A 19,464-nucleotide genomic window follows, 5' to 3' on the forward strand; every position below is an offset into this window, starting at 1 on the left:
AGTGAATAATTTACGTGGCTTTACGCTGCTTTTCTAGACACAAAATGAGTTCAGACTGGATTAATGCGAAAGCCATTAAAAAAGTGTGAGTAACGGCTGCAAACTGTTGATTTCAACATCAGGCAACATGCGTGCTTTTGCATGATTCATGACATTTTTATTCATATCATTAAACCAACAAGCTGAAAATCCAGCAGATTTTGCACCATGCACATCCGTCACTAAATGATCCCCCACATGCAAAATATTCACTGCCGGACAAGCTAAAAACTGCTGCGCCTTAATAAACATGTCCGTTGCGGGTTTCGCCAAACCATCTGGTCCCGCTTTAAGTACGGATTGGAAATACGGCGTTAACCCAACTTTATCTACATCGACGTTACCATTGGTGATGGCCACCAGCGGAATCCGCTCACCCAGTTGCGCTAACAGGTCGAGGGTTGGCTGTGGTACGGCAAATCGGCTGCGCCAGTCGAGCGCCAGCTGCACGCCCTCTTCAGCGGCGGCTAACGCTTGCTGGTCGTTATAACCCGCGTGAAGAAAACCGTGTTTAAGCTGCACCAAACGCCACAGCGTGACATCACTTTTTAACTCTGGGTTCTGCTGCACAACATGCCGCTTCACTTGTAACCACTCGGCCTTACCCATGTGTGCAACCGCTGGGTGAGTTTGCTGTAACCAGGTCAGTAATTCACGCTCCATACGGACTATGACCGGATAGTTATCATAAAGCGTGTCGTCGAGGTCAAACGTCATCGCCTTAACAGGCGCGATTCGACGGTAGAATTTCATCGGTGATTCAGCCTCCACGCTTTTTACGAGCACGGGGATGTGCTTGGTCATAGGCTTGCGCCAAATGTTGGAAATCCAAGTGAGTATAAATCTGGGTAGTCGAGATATTTTCGTGGCCTAATAACTCTTGCACCGCTCGCAAATTATTGCTCGATTCCAACATGTGGGTCGCAAATGAGTGACGCAACTTGTGTGGGCTGATGTGACTGGCGACCGATTGTTTCTGTCCCCATTCTGCCATGCGTTTTTGCACACTACGATGCGAGATCCGTGTGCCCAGTTTGGAGACAAACAACGCAGGCTCACCCGGCGCCGCAAGGCCGCCACGCACTTTCAACCATTTTGCGACCCACTCGGTCGCCATTCCGGAGAACGGGACTTTGCGTTCTTTATCACCTTTACCGATAACACGAAGTTCGCCACTGCGCAGGTGGACATGGCGTACATCGACACTGACCAGTTCGGCTAAACGCAACCCCGCACCATACATCAGCTCCATCATTGCACGATCACGCACCGAGAGCGGGTCGTCTTCATTCACGTCGAGTAACTGACTCACTTCATCCACATCGAGGTTTTTCGGTAACGGACGCTGCTTGCGTGGCGCAGAAACCCCTTTAGCGGGATTGGCTGACATTTCACCTCGAAGGATAAGAAAATCAAAAAAGCTACGCAGTGACGAAAGCCGCGTCGCTAGGCTACTGGCTTTCATGCCTTCTCGCATGCCTTTACCCGCCAGTTGACGTACCCAACCCGCGTCGACTTGAGACCAATCTTTGAGTCCCATTTCAACTAAGTGCTGAGCCATGGTTTCTAATTGTTGTTTGTAATTACGTTGAGTATGTAAGCTCAACCCCTTTTCGCTTCGTAGAAATTCATAAAAACGTTCAAGGGGCTTTCGTAAACTATTTGGCAGAGGAGTGTTGGGCGTTGTCGTCATCGTAACTTTGCCATACCAGTGTTTGAGCGAGATGTGCCACGATTAATGATAGGTGACGTAAAAACAAGGTGTCCATCTCTGGTTGAAAATGACCACCATCTTCGCTCGAGAAGACCAATACCCCAAGCGTCTGCTGTTTGACTAACGGCAGGACCACATACGATCCCATTTCAGGCACTTTCATATCGCCGAACAAAGCTTCACGGTCGACTTTGCGTAGGCGGCCTAAATACGCCTCTTTTCCGTTTAAATGAGTGGTCGCAAAACGTTGGTAGTTTTCTTTGCTCAATTGGCTCGATGCGTCGCATTGGCTAAACAATCGCACAAAGGCGCGCAAGCCCAGCGCTTGGGCTTTCTCTTCGATAGCGTGAATGACTTGTTTGAAGTCACCGCATTTTAGAATCAGCCCCTGTAAATCCATAAACTCGTAAAACGTGCGATCATTATTGGCTGCAAGCGACATCAAGGTCGTGATTTCTTCTTCCAACTCTTCAATGCGCTGACGTTGGCGGTTCATTTGAATATGAACCAGAGAAACCGCGCCCAAATCACGATGCGGAAACGACAAGCGATCCACTAACTCTGGACGCTGGACAAAAAAATCAGGGTGATCTTTAAGGTAACCGGCAACCACTTCCGCCGTTAATGCATCGGCTTCTATTTGAGACAAACCGTTTCCTTTTTCTTCCACTAACATGATAATTGACCATCAAACACGTGTGTTGTTGGGCCAGTCATAAACAGCGGCTTCCCTGGACCTTGCCATGCAATACGCAGCTCTCCTCCAGGCAGAGAAACCGTCACATTCTCATCCAGCAAGCCTTGCAAGATCCCCACCGCAACCGCGCCACAAGCACCGCTACCGCAAGCTTGAGTTTCACCCGCACCACGTTCATAAACACGCAAGCGAATCTGATTGCGACTTACGATTTGCATAAAACCGGCATTGACGCGTTCAGGGAAACGTTCGTGAGATTCGAGTAACGGGCCTAACGTATCGACATCGGCAGTATCCACATCATCCACAACCGTTACGACATGCGGGTTACCCATGTTCACGGCACCACAAAACAGAGTTTTGTCGCCAGCACGCATGATGTAGGTTTTCTCTTTCTGTTTGGCCTTGAAAGGAATTTTATTCGGCTCGAATTCTGGCACCCCCATGTTGACCGTCACGTCCCCGTCATCCTCGATGTTGAGAGTCATCTTGCCTCTCTTGGTACTGACGCTGATGCTGTATTTATTGGTTAGTCCTTTCAAGCGGACAAACCGAGCAAAACAACGAGCGCCGTTCCCACACTGCTCAACTTCACTGCCATCCGCATTAAAAATACGATAATGGAAGTCGGTTTCTGGATCATATGGCGCCTCAACCACGAGCAATTGGTCAAAGCCGACCCCGGTATGACGATTCGCCAAACGACGGATCAAATCTTGCGAGAAAAACACGTTTTGGGTAATACAGTCGACAATCATAAAGTCATTGCCCAAACCGTGCATTTTGGAAAAGTGGAAATGCATTTTGTGTGTGTTACTCCGGTAGAATCTGTTCCAGCTGCCACAAACTGGTCAGCTCTTCACGCTGGCGAACAAGGTGGCTCTGCTTACCATCCACCATCACTTCCGCCGCTCGGGTACGAGTATTGTAGTTCGAAGACATCACGAAACCATAGGCACCCGCTGAACGAACCGCGAGTAGATCACCTTCTTGCAAAGCGAGTGCGCGATCTTTACCCAAGAAGTCGCCCGTTTCACAAATAGGGCCAACCAAATCGTAAGTCTGCACGTCACCCCCACGCGGTGAAACGGGCACGATATCTTGCCATGCTTGGTATAGTGCAGGACGCATCAAGTCATTCATGGCGGCATCAATAATGGCGAAGTTCTTGTGTTCGGTGTGTTTTAAAAATTCAACACGCGTTAACAAGATACCCGCGTTCGCAGCTATCGCACGACCTGGCTCGAAAATGAGCTCTAGGTCTTGGTGATTATCAAGCCGGCCTAGCAGCGCTTTCGCGTAATCTGAAGGCTGAGGCGGCAGCTCATCTCGGTATACCACGCCAAGGCCACCACCAACATCAAGGTGACGAATATTGATACCTTGCGCTTTTAAATCATCAATCAGGGTCAGCAAACGATCGGTCGCGTCGATAAACGGCTCGATGTTCGTGAGCTGTGAGCCGATGTGACAGTCGATACCTTGCACATTCAAATTTGGCAAACTCTGCGCGAATTGGTATACCTCTGGCGCACGTTCAAATGCAATGCCAAATTTATTATCGCGAAGGCCTGTCGAAATATAAGGGTGTGTTTGTGCGTCGACATCAGGGTTAATACGCAATGAAATCGGCGCCATCACACCCAGTTCACCTGCCACTTTGTTCAAGCTTTCAAGTTCGGGTTCAGATTCGACGTTGAAGCACTTAATCCCTAACTCCAGCGCACGTTTCATTTCTGCTGCGGTTTTACCAACGCCAGAGAACACGACTTTTTTCGGCTCACCACCAGCAGCTATCACACGTTCGAGTTCCCCCCCCGACACGATATCGAAACCTGACCCTAAGCGTGCCAGCGCATTCAATACCCCTAGGTTTGAGTTGGCTTTAACGGCATAACACACCAGATGAGGATGCTGACCCACGGCACTATCAAACGCCTTCCAATGGCGCTCTAACGTGGCTCTAGAGTATACGTAAAGAGGAGTGCCATATTGCTCGGCCAGAGCTTGAAGTGGGACGTCTTCGGCCCAAAGCTGGCCATCATCCTGATAGTTGAAGTAATCCAAAATTCGCTTCCCTTATTTTATTCGACTGCTGTACCCTGATTTCACCCTAAGGTGCGGTTATTATTGTGATTGCTCATTCTGTTGAGTGTCGTCTGGAATGTATAGTGAGCCAGATTGGCCACATCCCGCTAACGCCGCGGAAACCATCACAAACAACACAGTAACTAATTTTTTCATTTCGCATATCGTGATTATTGAATCAATGCCCCCTATAATCGCACCACACTCAGGAAAAGCAATAGGATAGACGGATGAACGATACTGAATTTCATCAACTGGTGGATGCGCAGATGCAACTCATCGAAGAATCCATCGATGATTCAGGCGCAGACATCGATTTTGAGGTGTCTGGCAATGTCATGACATTAGAGTTTGAAGACCGCAGCCAGATCATCATTAACCGCCAAGAGCCGATGCATGAGATTTGGTTGGCATCAAAATCGGGTGGTTTCCACTTCAAGCTTATTGAAGACAAATGGATCTGTTCAAAGACAGGTATGGAGCTGTTTGAGATGGTCAAACAAGAGTGTGAAAAACACGCTGGCGAAGCCATTGATTGGGCGTGATGCTTCTCCATCCTCACCCAAACACCAAGAGCACTGATGTGTTCTTGGTGTATTTAATCGTCCATGCTTTTAAGCATTGATTGCTTTCGTCGGACGACGAGGCGAACAAGCGTCATTGCGATAAGGAATAATGTAAGCATTCCCCTCTTTAGGATGAATAATTTGGTAGTACTGCGGTAAGTTGAAGTTAATAAACTTAGAGGCGACACGACTCTCACCTTTCACCGAAGTATAGAAACTGTTCACTGACGAGATCATCTCATCTTTCGAGCCACTGAACTGGTGATAAACCTCGACTTGGTTCGACTCATCCAATACATAAATGTTGAAACCGCCATCGTTATCGTTGTCTTCAAAGAAGAACTGCACCAAGCCTTCACTGGCAAACCCATCCACTGCTTCCGGCATCTGATACTCTTTCTCTCTATCCAGCATTAACAATGGCGAGCCTTGTAATTTATTGGTCGAGATGCTGCGGTAGAAATCGATGGAGTTTTCCAGTTTCTGTACTGATACACCACGACGCTCGAAGAACAAACCGTAGGTTTGATTACCAAGGCGCATCGCTTTAAAGCGGCGACGTTTCTCTTGCTCTACCGGCTTCAAACGTAAATCAATACACTCTGCTAATAGCTGGTACACCATATTACGCATCACACCGCGCATGTTCTTGGCGTAACAAAACACATCCACCGACTCAGGGGGGAGTGCGTCTTGGTGCATCTTGCCCAAAATAGTTTTCAATGCATCCAGTATTGCCGTTTCGCCTTTAAAGTGCAGTGTTCGCACTTCATGCCATGAGTTGCGATACACCAAATCGACACTGCCGACCAAGTTCTTATGCTGAGAACTAAAACTGAAAATATCGGTGTTTTTTACATCCACTTTAAGTGAACGACCAGATAATTCCGTGGTCGGATCGCTTTCAAAGTTAATGAACATCGCAAGCTGACTGATTTCACATGGGCTTCCTAACGCTTGCATTGTTGGGCGGCGCTTACGCAATGCAAAGGTATTACGTAGGTCACTCACCATTTGATAGAACTTATCGATATCTAGCTGCGCTTCGCGTACGACAGCATGCAAACGGGTTGATTCAGTGATCAGCCCATTAAAAAATGCCCACGACACCAGTTTACTTAAGTATTCATGATGCTCTAGGTATGGTTGACCCATAATCCGGTGTGCAATCAATGGCTGTTTGTAAAGATACCAGCCAGACTTATTCGCACTGCCTTCTTTCACTTCAATGAAGCTCAAATCCGGCTCATGTAAATCAGGCGAAATCTGTGGGTTAAGCAATGTTACTTTACCGGGCAATACTTCAAATGCCGCATACAACTTGCGCGCCAGAATGCTGATATCTTGTGGGCTGATGGCCGATGTAATGTCGTTACGACGGGCAAATTGGATAAGGTTTCGATAACTCTGCATCAACGCATCAAGCAGCGCATGATGCACCTTGGTTACCTGCTCAACCTTCCAGTTACGGCGGTCATCTAATTCCGCCACCACACTTTCATCCCAATTCCATTTCGCGATCATGTCGCTGAGCGCCGCACGACGCCATGCAACCGATCCGACATCCGGTTCACGAGAAAGCTTTTCATGGGTTTTGAGGTAGAAGCAACGACGTACCAAATCCAGCCGTGTGTAATCCTGAATACGTTCTAGGTAACGCGTCACTTTTTCCAACATCAAGTAATACGCGTCCATACCATAGAGATCGGGCTCATGAGCAAAGAAACGACGCTTGGTATCAATACTTAATAATTGGGTATGTGGGTATTCCCACGAGTAAGCTTCCAGCAAAATCGCTTTTAGTACCGATTTGTAGGGCGAATCGATACTTTTATATAACTGCCACAAGTTCGAACCAAAGTATTCTTCAGCAGGAATGCGATGCAGTTTACCAAAGTCGATCCAATCACTACAGTCGATGTAGCCATCGCGACAAAGCTGTGAAACGTACTCGTCGTAACACTCTTCCATTTCTGGCGGCACAATTTGCCATAGCAAACGCTGTCCGGCGATACGAACTGCGCTGCGATAAAATTCATCAAGCAAAAGGAGATGTTGAGAAGAGCCGCAGTTATCACCGGTCATCTCTTCCGAGTGATTGCTACGAAAACGATCTTCATCCATCAAAAAGAAGTTTGCTTCAACACCTTGGCTTTGTGCCCAATCGGTGATCAGCAAGCATTTGTTGGTCAACAGTTCACGCTCGTCACAATCCATCTCTGGTGAAATACAGACCCAAATATCTAAATCACTTGACGTACTTTGACCAATCGACGAGGTGCTGCCCATCGTGTACAACCCAAGTATAGCTGGCGCATCTGCCGTCTTTAACGGCTGGCCAATAGCCAATTGAGTATCATCAATGAATTGCTGTTGGATGTTATTCAGCTCAAGCCCGAGCACCCCAAACGGGACGTCGGCGTCGTAGTAACCAGGAATAACAGGATGGTTGTAGTTGAACAAGGCAGGAATCAAGTGGAACACTTGCTGGCTTTGCGCATCCATAAGCGCCAGCGCGCGATCAATTCGCTGCTGGTTCAAATTATCTAATCGCTGAATGATTTTATGGGTGTAAGCCTGCAAGGTAAATCCTTGGTTGAACAATCACGGAAATCTGCTGACGTTTTAAACCAATACGGCTTAAAAACGTGATCAATTTAACACTTTTATTAGTATGGGTAAAGTTTCGCTCTGTGAATCGCTTCGGTTCCAAAACCATACTTTAGTCACAAAATAGGCCGCGCGGTAGTGTCGCTTGTAATGCCTATTACTAATAATAGTCCTTAGTCTAATTGAGAATCCAGTCACACTATTTTCATAACATCATGTTATCCCATTCATACTATTCGGAGATAACCAACTAACAGTAAGCATTTCTTGGTGAGAATGGTAGGATAAACCCAAATCCAAACAGCATTGAGAAGATCATGACACAATCCACACCTATTCGCATTGCAACTCGAAAAAGCCCGCTTGCTTTGTGGCAAGCTTATTTTGTTAAAGATGCCCTTCAAGCCGCTCACCCTGGTTTAGAAGTCGAGTTAGTAACTATGGTGACCAAAGGTGACGTGATTTTAGATACTCCACTGGCCAAAGTGGGTGGTAAAGGCTTGTTCGTTAAAGAATTGGAAGTCGCAATGTTAGAGGGTCGCGCAGATCTTGCCGTCCATTCGATGAAAGACGTACCGGTTGACTTCCCTGAAGGGCTTGGGCTCGTAACCATTTGTGAACGAGAAGACCCACGCGATGCTTTTGTTTCTAATACCTACAGCAACATTGATGACCTACCTCAAGGAGCTATTGTCGGGACATGCAGTTTGCGTCGTCAGTGCCAACTGAAAGAATACCGTCCAGACATCATTATTAAAGAGCTACGTGGTAATGTTGGAACTCGCCTTGGTAAGCTGGATGCCGGTCAATACGACGCCATTATTCTTGCAGCGGCTGGCCTAAAGCGTTTGAAACTGGAAGAACGAATTCGCAGCTTTATCGAACCCGAACAATCATTGCCTGCGGTCGGCCAAGGTGCGGTGGGTATTGAGTGCCGACTCAACGACGAACGACTGCTGAAGCTACTTGAGCCACTTAATCACCCAGATACAGTCGATCGCGTCTTGTGTGAGCGTGCAATGAATCTGACCCTAGAAGGCGGCTGTCAGGTACCCATTGGCAGTTATGCTCTGCTTAATGGTGATGACATTTGGTTACGTGCACTGGTCGGTGAGCCTGATGGCAGCAAAATTGTACGAGGTGAAATTCGTGGCCACCGTAAAGATGGCGAAACCTTGGGCGTTCAGCTGGGCAACCAGCTACTCGAAAACGGCGCTCGTGAAATTTTAACTAAGCTGTACGCAGATCACGAATAATCATGGCAGTGTTGGTCACTCGGCCGGGAGAGCAAGGCACTGCGCTTTGCTCTCTGCTCGAAAGGCACGGCATTTCTGCACATCACCATCCGCTGATCGACATCGTTACCGATCTCACGGATACGCACCTATCTCAGCATCTTCCCCAAGCTCAAATCGTTATCGCGGTCAGTCGACATGCGGTGCAATGTGCGCAGCAAATCTTAACAAGTCACGGAGCATCATGGCCGAAACAGGTTATTTACCTTGCCGTTGGTCAAAAAACAGCACACTATTTAAGCAAATGCACTCAACAGAAAGTACACTATCCCCAAGTCAGTGATAGTGAACATTTATTGCGACTACCAGAGCTCAACAATGTGGCACAACAACAGGTTCTCATTCTTCGTGGTAACGGAGGGAGAGAGCTGATTAAAGATGCATTGATGAAACGTGGAGCAAAAGTTCACTATAGTGAGACTTACAAGAGAGAATTCATCCCATTCGATCCAGTAAGCTGTATCTCACTATGGAAAAATCTGCAAATTAACCAGATCATCGTCACGAGTGGTGAGCAACTGGATTATTTGTGCCGCCAATTAACGTCAGAACAATTGACTTGGCTTAATCAACAAAGGTTGTATATCCCCAGTCAACGCATTGCTGATATCGCAATTCAACGGGGGTTCACTCGAGTGAGATGCACAGGAAGCGCATCCAATCAAGAATTACTGGCTGCTCTCCAGCCCTAGCTACACAGGATATAGGCATGACAAGTAAAAATAACGACCAAAAAAATAACGATAAAAACCTTTCCGAAGAAACTTCCTCGGCAGCGCTAGCTGAAAAAGACGCAGCGAAACAGGAGCCAGAACCGGAAAAAGAGTCCCCTAAAATTGCTGATACACCAAAAAAAACTGAGTTTGAAGAAAAACAAGGCAAGCGCGGCGTTAAACTTGGTACTGTGGCTATCATCCTATCTATTATTTTTGGTGGCGGCCTAGCGTACAAACTTCATCAGCAACAAACCGATTATCAAGCCAAAATTGCTCAACTTCAAAAGCAGATAAAACAAACGCAAGCTTCAATGCAGCAAGAGTTGACTCAGGTAAAAAAAGAAACCATTGAAAAAACAACATCGGTAACACATCAAACCGAAGTCATTCTTGGTCAGCAGCAAAAAAGCATTGAAAGCCTGCAACTGGCAATGGCAGACGTGAAAGGTCGTCGACCAAATGACTGGCTACTGGCAGAAGCCGACTATTTAGTCAAACTCGCGGGTCGTAAATTGTTCCTTGAGCATGACGTTGAAAGCGCGACCCAATTAATGGAAAGTGCGGATCAACGTATTGCCGCACTCAATGACCCTAGCCTAGTGACACTACGCAAAGCGATGGCCAACGACATCACCAAACTTCGCACCATCCCTTTGATTGACCGAGACGGTCTTGTGCTACGTTTGACCGCTCTACAACAACAAGTAGACAATCTGCCGCTCGCGAATGCACTGCTTCCAGAAGCAAAAGTCGTCGAGAAAAACGAAGTGTCTGAAAATATTGCCAACTGGCAAGATAACCTAATGACCTCGTTGAAAGACTTCTCAGAGAACTTCATTACCTTTCGTACTCGAGATGGCAATGCTATCCCACTGCTCTCTCCAACTCAGCATTTTTACCTAAAAGAAAACATTAAAGCGAAGCTGGAAACGGCCATCAAAGCCGTCTATCAAGAACAAGGCGAAATTTACACTACCTCTTTAAAAACAGCCGATAAATGGGCATTGGCGTTCTTTAACCAAGAAGATAACTCGGTGAAGGAGTTCAATAAAACCATCAACCAATTGAGTCAGCAAAATATTCAGGTGGAATACCCAACAAAACTGCACAGCCAGTCTCAACTTTCCGATGTCATTCGTGAGCGCTTACGTCGTGAAGTCACCACAATGACAGGTATGGAGGGTAAATAATGGTTCGTTTTATTTTCCTGTTTGTTGTTCTAGGCGCAGGCCTATTTGTTGGTACTCAATTCTCTGGTCAACAAGGCTATGTATTGATCTCCATCGCCGGAAAAACGATCGAGATGAGTGTAACGACTTTAGTTGTTTTCGTTATCGCTGCGCTTGCTGGCCTATTTCTGCTTGAATATTTAATTAAGAAACTTATCTATGCAAGCTCAAGTACATGGAACTACTTCAGCGTGCGCAAAATGCGTCATTCACGTCGATACACCAATGAAGGGATTATCAAATTACTTGAGGGCGATTGGAAAGGGGCAGAAAAAAAAGTAACACGCTGGGCAAATCACCACGATATGCCTCTATTATGTTATTTGGTCGCTTCTGAAGCGGCACAAGGTCAAGGCGATAAAGCCAAACGTGATCACTACCTCGACTTAGCTAGCCAACAAAAAAACGCTCACCTCGCGGTTGAATTAACTCGTGCGAAACAGTTTATTCGCGATAACGAGTTCGAAGCGGCTTTTGATACTTTGCAATCTCTAAAAGGTCAGTATGCTAACAATTCGATAGTTTTGAACTTGCTAAAAACCACCTATATGCAGTTAAAGCTTTGGCAACCACTGATCGATCTAATGCCTCAGCTAACTAAAGCGAAATTGATAACGGAAGAAGAGCAAGCAGAATTGATACAAAAAGCACAATGCGGTTTAATGCACGAGGTGGCACAACAACAGGGCAGTGAAGGGCTCATATCTCATTGGAATGGCTTGTCGCGTAAAGTGAAGCAAGAGACAGCCCTTATCGCATGCTTTGCTCGTGAGCTTATCGCTCGCAAAGCGGATGCTGAAGCCTTTACCGTACTGAAAGAATCTTTGAAAAAGCAAGCAGAGCCAGAACTATACCAGCTTTTGCCAGAGCTTAACCTTCCGGACATCCATCCAGTAGTGGTATTGCTTGAAGGAACCGTCAAGAAAGAACCAGACAATGCCGAGGCGCACAGCGCACTGGCTCACTTCTATTTCCGCCAAGCGAAGTGGAAAGAAGCTCAAGAGCACTTTGAAGTTGCTTTGAAACTTCGGTCAGACGTCTCTGATTACGCGTTCTTAGCTGACACACTAGAGAAGCAAAACCTGACTAAAGCGGCTCATGAAGTCTCTCGTAAAGCATTAGCTTTAGTGCAAAGTGACTAATGTATTACAGTTCTAATTAGCCGGCAGTGAAAACTGCCGGCTGCTGTAATGCATCACTTTTTTCCTAAGGATTCCTAGCCTAGCCTCTCATATCGACTTTACAAACTCGCCAGCCAAACACAAACCACCCAAATAAAAATAAGGTAACTCGCCTTAATACACTTCAAAGAAGATCCACCTCAAATGACTAAATGAATAAAGGTCAGTCACACAAGCGTCAATAAATGAGTTCAGAATTTTTAAAGAAGGATGACGACGGCCTGCAAGAAAAGACACAGATGGATTCGTGCCTCCCAGGAGCCGATTCATTGGCAATGATATTCACACCCGAAACAATCACAACAAACCCCGCCAGAACTTGACCTAAAACGGCAAAGTCTCATACTCAATAATTCGAATGCACTCATCTACTTGATTCACTCTCCTTTCAAGAGGGTTTGGTAAGGTATCGTTGTACCTTGGGTAGTTCAAGACATCACGAATGAGCCTCTAGCACATGCATCAGAGGCGACAGCAAAAGGCCTTCATGCTGTTGTGATAAAGGATAGCCTAGGTTTAGAGCTGGCGGCGTGCGAACCAAAGCTCCACAGGTTCCAGTATATTGGCAGGATTTGTGCGGTATGAAATCGCTTCTAGAATGTAATTGCCGTCGCCGTCGCCGTCGCATTACCAAATGGTATCCGAGTAATTGGAGAGACCTAAACCGTTACTTTTCCAAACTGGTATAAAGAAGAAACGACACACTAGAAACGACAAAAGCCCAGTCTTACGACTAGGCTTTTGAATAAATGGCGGAGTGGACGGGACTCGAACCCGCGACCCCCGGCGTGACAGGCCGGTATTCTAACCAACTGAACTACCACTCCGCAGTGGTATCACCCGTTGTAAAAACGAATGTCCATAATTTAAAGCCTGGCGATGTCCTACTCTCACATGGGGAAACCCCACACTACCATCGGCGCTATTTCGTTTCACTTCTGAGTTCGGCATGGAAGTCAGGTGGGGCCAAAACGCTATGGTCGCCAAGCAAATTCTTTTTTAACTACCGCCAACGCGATAATTAATAATCTGGAAAGCTGTTTCAGTTCTTAACACAATCAAGTTTTCTTGTATTGAGCCCATCAAAACCCCTTGGGTGTTGTATGGTTAAGCCTCACGGGCAATTAGTACAGGTTAGCTCAATGCCTCGCAGCACTTACACACCCTGCCTATCAACGTCGTAGTCTACGACAACCCTTTAGGATACTTAAAGTATCAGGGAGAACTCATCTCAAGGCTCGCTTCCCGCTTAGATGCTTTCAGCGGTTATCGATCCCGAACTTAGCTACCGGGCAATGCGTCTGGCGACACAACCCGAACACCAGAGGTTCGTCCACTCCGGTCCTCTCGTACTAGGAGCAGCCCCTTTCAATTCTCCAACGCCCACGGCAGATAGGGACCGAACTGTCTCACGACGTTCTAAACCCAGCTCGCGTACCACTTTAAATGGCGAACAGCCATACCCTTGGGACCGACTTCAGCCCCAGGATGTGATGAGCCGACATCGAGGTGCCAAACACCGCCGTCGATATGAACTCTTGGGCGGTATCAGCCTGTTATCCCCGGAGTACCTTTTATCCGTTGAGCGATGGCCCTTCCATTCAGAACCACCGGATCACTATGACCTGCTTTCGCACCTGCTCGAATTGTCATTCTCGCAGTCAAGCGGGCTTATGCCATTGCACTAACCACACGATGTCCAACCGTGTTTAGCCCACCTTCGTGCTCCTCCGTTACGCTTTGGGAGGAGACCGCCCCAGTCAAACTACCCACCAGGCACTGTCCTCACCCCCGATGAGGGGGCTAAGTTAGAACATCGACACTACAAGGGTGGTATTTCAAGGTTGCCTCCACACATACTGGCGTACGTGCTTCAAAGGCTCCCACCTATCCTACACATGTAGGGTCAATGTTCAGTGCCAAGCTGTAGTAAAGGTTCACGGGGTCTTTCCGTCTAGCCGCGGGTACACTGCATCTTCACAGCGATTTCAATTTCACTGAGTCTCGGGTGGAGACAGCGTGGCCATCATTACGCCATTCGTGCAGGTCGGAACTTACCCGACAAGGAATTTCGCTACCTTAGGACCGTTATAGTTACGGCCGCCGTTTACCGGGGCTTCGATCAAGAGCGTCGACCGAAGTCTAACCCCATCAATTAACCTTCCGGCACCGGGCAGGCGTCACACCGTATACGTCATCTTACGATTTTGCACAGTGCTGTGTTTTTAATAAACAGTTGCAGCCACCTGGTATCTGCGACTCCTAGTAGCTCCATCCGCAAGGGACTTCACCGCCAAGAGCGTACCTTCTCCCGAAGTTACGGTACCATTTTGCCTAGTTCCTTCACCCGAGTTCTCTCAAGCGCCTTGGTATTCTCTACCCGACCACCTGTGTCGGTTTGGGGTACGATTCCATCAAATCTGAAGCTTAGAGGCTTTTCCTGGAAGCATGGCATCAATGACTTCACATCCGTAGATGCTCGACGTCGTGTCTCAGCCTTAAAAAGAGCCGGATTTACCTAACTCTTCAGCCTACGCACTTGAACCTGGACAACCGTCGCCAGGCCCACCTAGCCTTCTCCGTCCCCCCATCGCAATTTGATTGAGTACGGGAATATTAACCCGTTTCCCATCGACTACGCCTTTCGGCCTCGCCTTAGGGGTCGACTCACCCTGCCCCGATTAACGTTGGACAGGAACCCTTGGTCTTCCGGCGTGGAGGTTTTTCACCCCCATTATCGTTACTCATGTCAGCATTCGCACTTCTGATACGTCCAGCGTGCCTTACGACACACCTTCAACCGCTTACAGAACGCTCCCCTACCCAATACTCGAAGAGTATTGCCGCAGCTTCGGTTTACTACTTAGCCCCGTTACATCTTCCGCGCAGGCCGACTCGACCAGTGAGCTATTACGCTTTCTTTAAATGATGGCTGCTTCTAAGCCAACATCCTGGCTGTCTGAGCCTTCCCACATCGTTTCCCACTTAGTAGTAATTTGGGACCTTAGCTGGCGGTCTGGGTTGTTTCCCTCTCCACGACGGACGTTAGCACCCGCCGTGTGTCTCCCGGATAGTACTTACTGGTATTCGGAGTTTGCAAAGGGTTGGTAAGTCGGGATGACCCCCTAGCCTTAACAGTGCTCTACCCCCAGTAGTATTCGTCCGAGGCGCTACCTAAATAGCTTTCGGGGAGAACCAGCTATCTCCAGGTTTGATTGGCCTTTCACCCCTAGCCACAAGTCATCCGCTAATTTTTCAACATTAGTCGGTTCGGTCCTCCAATTGATGTTACTCAATCTTCAACCTGCCCATGGCTAGATCACCTGGTTTCGGGTCTATATCCAGAGACTAAGTCGCGCAGTTAACACTCGCTTTCGCTACGGCTCCCCTAGATGGTTAACCTTGCCACTGAATATAAGTCGCTGACCCATTATACAAAAGGTACGCAGTCACACCACGAAGGTGCTCCTACTGCTTGTACGTACACGGTTTCAGGTTCTATTTCACTCCCCTCACAGGGGTTCTTTTCGCCTTTCCCTCACGGTACTGGTTCACTATCGGTCAGTCAGTAGTATTTAGCCTTGGAGGATGGTCCCCCCATATTCAGACAGGATATCACGTGTCCCGCCCTACTCGATTTCACTGCATATGCGTCGTCAGTTACGGGGCTATCACCCTGTATCGCCAAGCTTTCCAGCTTGTTCACCTGACGCCTATAAAGCTTAAGGGCTAGTCCAATTTCGCTCGCCGCTACTTTCGGAATCTCGGTTGATTTCTTTTCCTCGGGGTACTTAGATGTTTCAGTTCCCCCGGTTCGCCTCGCTACGCTATGTATTCACGCAGCGATACTTACTTATGTAAGTGGGTTTCCCCATTCGGAAATCCCAGACTCAAGTGGCTTTTACTGCCTAATCTGGGCTTATCGCAAGTTAATACGTCCTTCATCGCCTCTGACTGCCAAGGCATCCACCGTGTACGCTTAGTCACTTAACCATACAACCCGAAGGAGTTTCGAGTTGATGTTCAAATCACCAAAGTTGTCTCTCATTATTTGAATGAGCGAGAGACATTTCGATTTTGCCGGACTCAATTTCGAATAATCACTGCAATAGTGATATTCCCAAGAACACTTGAATGTGTTGTTTTGGTGTTTATCTTAAAGATAAACATTGAGAACTTTATTTGATAACAACGTTGTTGTTATCAGTCAGCTTTCCAAATTGTTAAAGAGCTAGATTTTCTAATGAAAACCATGTTTAAACACACTCATTGAATGCGCTTAAAGATGGTGGAGCTATGCGGGATCGAACCGCAGACCTCCTGCGTGCAAGGCAGGCGCTCTCCCAGCTGAGCTATAGCCCCATCAGGTGTCGATACTGTATGCCAATTTTCTGGGAAGGAAATTGGTGGGTCTGAGTGGACTCGAACCACCGACCTCTCGCTTATCAGGCGAACGCTCTAACCACCTGAGCTACAGACCCAGTATCGTCTCTTAAACTTTATAAACCGTATCAATCTGTGTGAACACTCATCGCAATAATCTTTCGTATAAGGAGGTGATCCAGCGCCAGGTTCCCCTAGCGCTACCTTGTTACGACTTCACCCCAGTCATGAACCACAAAGTGGTAAGCGTCCCCCCGAAGGTTAAACTACCTACTTCTTTTGCAGCCCACTCCCATGGTGTGACGGGCGGTGTGTACAAGGCCCGGGAACGTATTCACCGTGGCATTCTGATCCACGATTACTAGCGATTCCGACTTCATGGAGTCGAGTTGCAGACTCCAATCCGGACTACGACGCACTTTTTGGGATTCGCTCACCATCGCTGGCTCGCCGCCCTCTGTATGCGCCATTGTAGCACGTGTGTAGCCCTACTCGTAAGGGCCATGATGACTTGACGTCGTCCCCACCTTCCTCCGGTTTATCACCGGCAGTCTCCCTGGAGTTCCCGACATTACTCGCTGGCAAACAAGGATAAGGGTTGCGCTCGTTGCGGGACTTAACCCAACATTTCACAACACGAGCTGACGACAGCCATGCAGCACCTGTCTCAGAGCTCCCGAAGGCACACCAGAATTTCTTCCGGCTTCTCTGGATGTCAAGAGTAGGTAAGGTTCTTCGCGTTGCATCGAATTAAACCACATGCTCCACCGCTTGTGCGGGCCCCCGTCAATTCATTTGAGTTTTAATCTTGCGACCGTACTCCCCAGGCGGTCTACTTAACGCGTTAGCTCCGAAAGCCACGGCTCAAGGCCACAACCTCCAAGTAGACATCGTTTACGGCGTGGACTACCAGGGTATCTAATCCTGTTTGCTCCCCACGCTTTCGCATCTGAGTGTCAGTATCTGTCCAGGGGGCCGCCTTCGCCACTGGTATTCCTTCAGATCTCTACGCATTTCACCGCTACACCTGAAATTCTACCCCCCTCTACAGTACTCTAGTCTGCCAGTTTCAAATGCTATTCCGAGGTTGAGCCCCGGGCTTTCACATCTGACTTAACAAACCACCTGCATGCGCTTTACGCCCAGTAATTCCGATTAACGCTCGCACCCTCCGTATTACCGCGGCTGCTGGCACGGAGTTAGCCGGTGCTTCTTCTGTCGCTAACGTCAAAGAATACCGCTATTAACGATATCCCCTTCCTCACGACTGAAAGTACTTTACAACCCGAAGGCCTTCTTCATACACGCGGCATGGCTGCATCAGGCTTGCGCCCATTGTGCAATATTCCCCACTGCTGCCTCCCGTAGGAGTCTGGACCGTGTCTCAGTTCCAGTGTGGCTGATCATCCTCTCAGACCAGCTAGGGATCGTCGCCTTGGTGAGCTCTTACCTCACCAACTAGCTAATCCCACCTAGGCATATCCCGACGCGAGAGGCCCGAAGGTCCCCCTCTTTGGCCCGTAGGCATTATGCGGTATTAGCCATCGTTTCCAATGGTTATCCCCCACATCAGGGCAATTTCCTAGGCATTACTCACCCGTCCGCCGCTCGACGCCCAACAAATCACCCGAAGGCTCAATGTTGTCGTTTCCGCTCGACTTGCATGTGTTAGGCCTGCCGCCAGCGTTCAATCTGAGCCATGATCAAACTCTTCAATTTAAGATTTTGTCGGCTCAACGAATACTGACTTCAAAACTACAAACGTAATTTTAAAGCTATTATCGTTCCAACAGAACGATAATGAATTGACTGTGCCAAGATTAAACAAGTTAATCTCGATTGGTCACTCAGTTCATTGAAACCGTATTTGAAGCAAAAGCTTCTAATTCGATTATCATCAACGAGTGCCCACACAGATTGATAGGTCTATATTGTTAAAGAGCTTGCTTTTCGAGAAGCGTTTCTCTCAAAGCGGAGGTGAATTCTAGCGATTTAATTGAAAGTGTCAAACACTTTTTTCAATTTACTTTCCGTAGAAATTCTTTACCTCTCCGACCATGCTGAAGCTTTATCGCATCTGCCGTGTCGGTGGATGCGCATTATAGAGAGTTGAGTTCGGAGCGCAATCCTTTTCTTGGAAAAAAACAATCGTTCGACGATTATTTCATCAAAAATGCATAAAAGAGGGCTTTTCGCCCTCTTTTATGATCTGATAAGCCGAGTTTAAATGAATGTGTACGCGTCTGCGAACATTCGCTCACTCTTCGCTTTCTTATTCTGAGTGAACTGTTCACGTGCTGCGCCAGCCATTTCAAAACGACCCGCAATATAGATATCGTAGTTTTCTAGGCTTTCGAAGTCTTCACTCACCGCTTGTAGCACATTACCAACTTTACCTTGCCAATCTACAGACGCCTCTTCTACAACAGGAACAAAATGAACATTAACAAATTTCTCTGTGATTTCGAATAATTCATCTTTTGCGTAAAGTTGGCAGTTGTCACGAGCCCCCCAATATAAATAAATAGAGTTAGTTTTATTCTGCGCGACGCAATGATCTAAAATAGAACGAACATAGCTAAAACCGGTGCCGCCAGCAATGAGCAATAGTGGACGTTCACTTTCTTCTTGAACCCATGCGTCGCCATGAGGCGCATCAATTTCAATCTGGCCATCATTTTCAAGCGCTGTTTGCATTGCTTCGACAACTGCTTGGGCGTAAGCGTTGTGCTCTGCCGCACCAATGTGCAGCTCAAGTTCACCTTCATGACGGCAAGGGCTGCTCGCGATAGAGAAAGGACGTTTGTCTTTTTCACCCATCACCACCATTAGGTACTGGCCCGCTTTAAAAGGCACAGGTGATTCTGGGTGAAGAAGGATTTGGTAAGTATTACAAGCTAACGGCTGAATAGACTTTACTTTACATTGGATGGTCATGGTGTTCCT

13 protein-coding genes, 3 tRNA genes and 3 rRNA genes are annotated in these 19,464 nt (G+C 47.5%); 5 read left to right on the forward strand and 14 right to left on the reverse strand.

Annotation, left to right across the window (positions count from 1 at the left end; all coding sequences use genetic code 11):
- Positions 1-75: 75 nt before the first annotated feature.
- The 6 genes from yigB to lptM are packed head-to-tail and all read right to left on the reverse strand — an operon-like array spanning position 76 to position 4,694.
- Complete coding sequence (gene yigB / locus AC3D28_RS10925; protein WP_488536082.1) at positions 76-792, reverse strand: 5-amino-6-(5-phospho-D-ribitylamino)uracil phosphatase YigB; 717 nt, start codon at positions 790-792, stop codon at positions 76-78.
- Between the two features lie 7 nt (positions 793-799).
- Positions 800-1,732 (reverse strand): tyrosine recombinase XerC, encoded by a 933-nt coding sequence (xerC, locus tag AC3D28_RS10930; protein ID WP_488534754.1) that lies wholly within the window; start codon positions 1,730-1,732, stop codon positions 800-802.
- The gene (locus AC3D28_RS10935; protein WP_488534755.1) at positions 1,698-2,429 is read right to left on the reverse strand and encodes a DUF484 family protein; all 732 of its coding nucleotides are present in this window, start codon (positions 2,427-2,429) and stop codon (positions 1,698-1,700) included. Before AC3D28_RS10935 ends, xerC begins: the two co-directional genes overlap by 35 nt.
- On the reverse strand, positions 2,423-3,253 hold the full coding sequence (dapF, locus tag AC3D28_RS10940) for a diaminopimelate epimerase (protein WP_098413447.1): 831 nt from the start codon (positions 3,251-3,253) through the stop codon (positions 2,423-2,425). The genes AC3D28_RS10935 and dapF overlap by 7 nt, the downstream gene beginning before the upstream one ends.
- Positions 3,254-3,263: 10 nt before the next feature.
- Entirely contained in the window at positions 3,264-4,517 is a 1,254-nt protein-coding gene (gene lysA / locus AC3D28_RS10945; protein WP_488534756.1) for a diaminopimelate decarboxylase, read from the reverse strand.
- Positions 4,518-4,577: 60 nt separating this feature from the next.
- On the reverse strand, positions 4,578-4,694 hold the full coding sequence (gene lptM / locus AC3D28_RS10950; protein ID WP_488534757.1) for an LPS translocon maturation chaperone LptM: 117 nt from the start codon (positions 4,692-4,694) through the stop codon (positions 4,578-4,580).
- 74 nt (positions 4,695-4,768) lie between these two features.
- On the opposite strand from lptM, the gene cyaY reads away from it, so the two are divergent.
- Positions 4,769-5,083 carry an iron donor protein CyaY gene (gene cyaY, locus AC3D28_RS10955; protein ID WP_098413445.1) on the forward strand — a complete coding sequence of 105 codons (315 nt, stop codon included), beginning with the start codon at positions 4,769-4,771 and terminating at the stop codon, positions 5,081-5,083.
- 69 nt (positions 5,084-5,152) lie between these two features.
- On the opposite strand, the gene AC3D28_RS10960 is transcribed toward cyaY, so the two are convergent.
- Entirely contained in the window at positions 5,153-7,687 is a 2,535-nt protein-coding gene (locus tag AC3D28_RS10960; RefSeq protein WP_098413444.1) for a class I adenylate cyclase, read from the reverse strand.
- A gap of 344 nt (positions 7,688-8,031) precedes the next feature.
- Between AC3D28_RS10960 and hemC the strand changes: the two genes are divergently transcribed.
- The 4 genes from hemC to AC3D28_RS10980 are packed head-to-tail and all read left to right on the forward strand — an operon-like array spanning position 8,032 to position 12,096.
- Positions 8,032-8,970 carry a hydroxymethylbilane synthase gene (hemC, locus tag AC3D28_RS10965; protein WP_488534758.1) on the forward strand — a complete coding sequence of 313 codons (939 nt, stop codon included), beginning with the start codon at positions 8,032-8,034 and terminating at the stop codon, positions 8,968-8,970.
- A 2-nt stretch (positions 8,971-8,972) separates the two neighbouring features.
- Positions 8,973-9,701, forward strand: a complete 729-nt coding sequence (locus tag AC3D28_RS10970) for a uroporphyrinogen-III synthase (RefSeq protein ID WP_488534759.1) — start codon at positions 8,973-8,975, stop codon at positions 9,699-9,701.
- Positions 9,702-9,718: 17 nt separating this feature from the next.
- Positions 9,719-10,915, forward strand: a complete 1,197-nt coding sequence (locus tag AC3D28_RS10975; RefSeq protein ID WP_488534760.1) for a uroporphyrinogen-III C-methyltransferase — start codon at positions 9,719-9,721, stop codon at positions 10,913-10,915.
- Positions 10,915-12,096, forward strand: coding sequence for a heme biosynthesis HemY N-terminal domain-containing protein (locus tag AC3D28_RS10980; protein WP_488534761.1), 1,182 nt, complete (start codon positions 10,915-10,917; stop codon positions 12,094-12,096). Before AC3D28_RS10975 ends, AC3D28_RS10980 begins: the two co-directional genes overlap by 1 nt.
- A 789-nt stretch (positions 12,097-12,885) precedes the next feature.
- Here the strand turns inward: AC3D28_RS10980 and AC3D28_RS10985 are convergent.
- The 7 genes from AC3D28_RS10985 to fre form a co-directional block, all read right to left on the reverse strand.
- A tRNA-Asp gene (locus AC3D28_RS10985) sits at positions 12,886-12,962 on the reverse strand.
- A 44-nt stretch (positions 12,963-13,006) separates the two neighbouring features.
- Positions 13,007-13,123: ribosomal RNA gene (gene rrf, locus AC3D28_RS10990) — 5S ribosomal RNA — on the reverse strand.
- Between the two features lie 115 nt (positions 13,124-13,238).
- Positions 13,239-16,128 (reverse strand): 23S ribosomal RNA (locus AC3D28_RS10995).
- 293 nt (positions 16,129-16,421) lie between these two features.
- Positions 16,422-16,497 (reverse strand) — tRNA-Ala (locus AC3D28_RS11000).
- A gap of 42 nt (positions 16,498-16,539) precedes the next feature.
- Positions 16,540-16,616: transfer RNA gene (locus tag AC3D28_RS11005), tRNA-Ile, on the reverse strand.
- Between the two features lie 68 nt (positions 16,617-16,684).
- Positions 16,685-18,237 (reverse strand): 16S ribosomal RNA (locus AC3D28_RS11010).
- Together the 16S, 23S and 5S rRNA genes with 3 tRNA genes alongside form the textbook arrangement of a ribosomal RNA operon.
- Positions 18,238-18,741: 504 nt before the next feature.
- Positions 18,742-19,455: an NAD(P)H-flavin reductase gene (fre, locus tag AC3D28_RS11015; protein ID WP_488534762.1), complete on the reverse strand. Its 714-nt coding sequence runs from the start codon at positions 19,453-19,455 to the stop codon at positions 18,742-18,744.
- Positions 19,456-19,464 lie beyond the last annotated feature (9 nt).

Source organism: Vibrio sp. TAP-3B (genome assembly GCF_057784735.1).

Excerpts from the sequence above, each read along its gene's own strand:
- dapF (WP_098413447.1), bottom strand. The coding sequence starts at position 3,253 with ATGCATTTCCACTTTTCCAAAATGCACGGTTTGGGCAATGACTTTATG.
- AC3D28_RS10975 (WP_488534760.1), top strand. The coding sequence starts at position 9,719 with ATGACAAGTAAAAATAACGACCAAAAAAATAACGATAAAAACCTTTCC.
- lptM (WP_488534757.1), bottom strand. The coding sequence starts at position 4,694 with ATGAAAAAATTAGTTACTGTGTTGTTTGTGATGGTTTCCGCGGCGTTA.
- AC3D28_RS10970 (WP_488534759.1), top strand. The coding sequence starts at position 8,973 with ATGGCAGTGTTGGTCACTCGGCCGGGAGAGCAAGGCACTGCGCTTTGC.
- yigB (WP_488536082.1), bottom strand. The coding sequence starts at position 792 with ATGAAATTCTACCGTCGAATCGCGCCTGTTAAGGCGATGACGTTTGAC.
- xerC (WP_488534754.1), bottom strand. The coding sequence starts at position 1,732 with ATGACGACAACGCCCAACACTCCTCTGCCAAATAGTTTACGAAAGCCC.
- AC3D28_RS10980 (WP_488534761.1), top strand. The coding sequence starts at position 10,915 with ATGGTTCGTTTTATTTTCCTGTTTGTTGTTCTAGGCGCAGGCCTATTT.
- fre (WP_488534762.1), bottom strand. The coding sequence starts at position 19,455 with ATGACCATCCAATGTAAAGTAAAGTCTATTCAGCCGTTAGCTTGTAAT.
- cyaY (WP_098413445.1), top strand. The coding sequence starts at position 4,769 with ATGAACGATACTGAATTTCATCAACTGGTGGATGCGCAGATGCAACTC.
- AC3D28_RS10935 (WP_488534755.1), bottom strand. The coding sequence starts at position 2,429 with ATGTTAGTGGAAGAAAAAGGAAACGGTTTGTCTCAAATAGAAGCCGAT.
- hemC (WP_488534758.1), top strand. The coding sequence starts at position 8,032 with ATGACACAATCCACACCTATTCGCATTGCAACTCGAAAAAGCCCGCTT.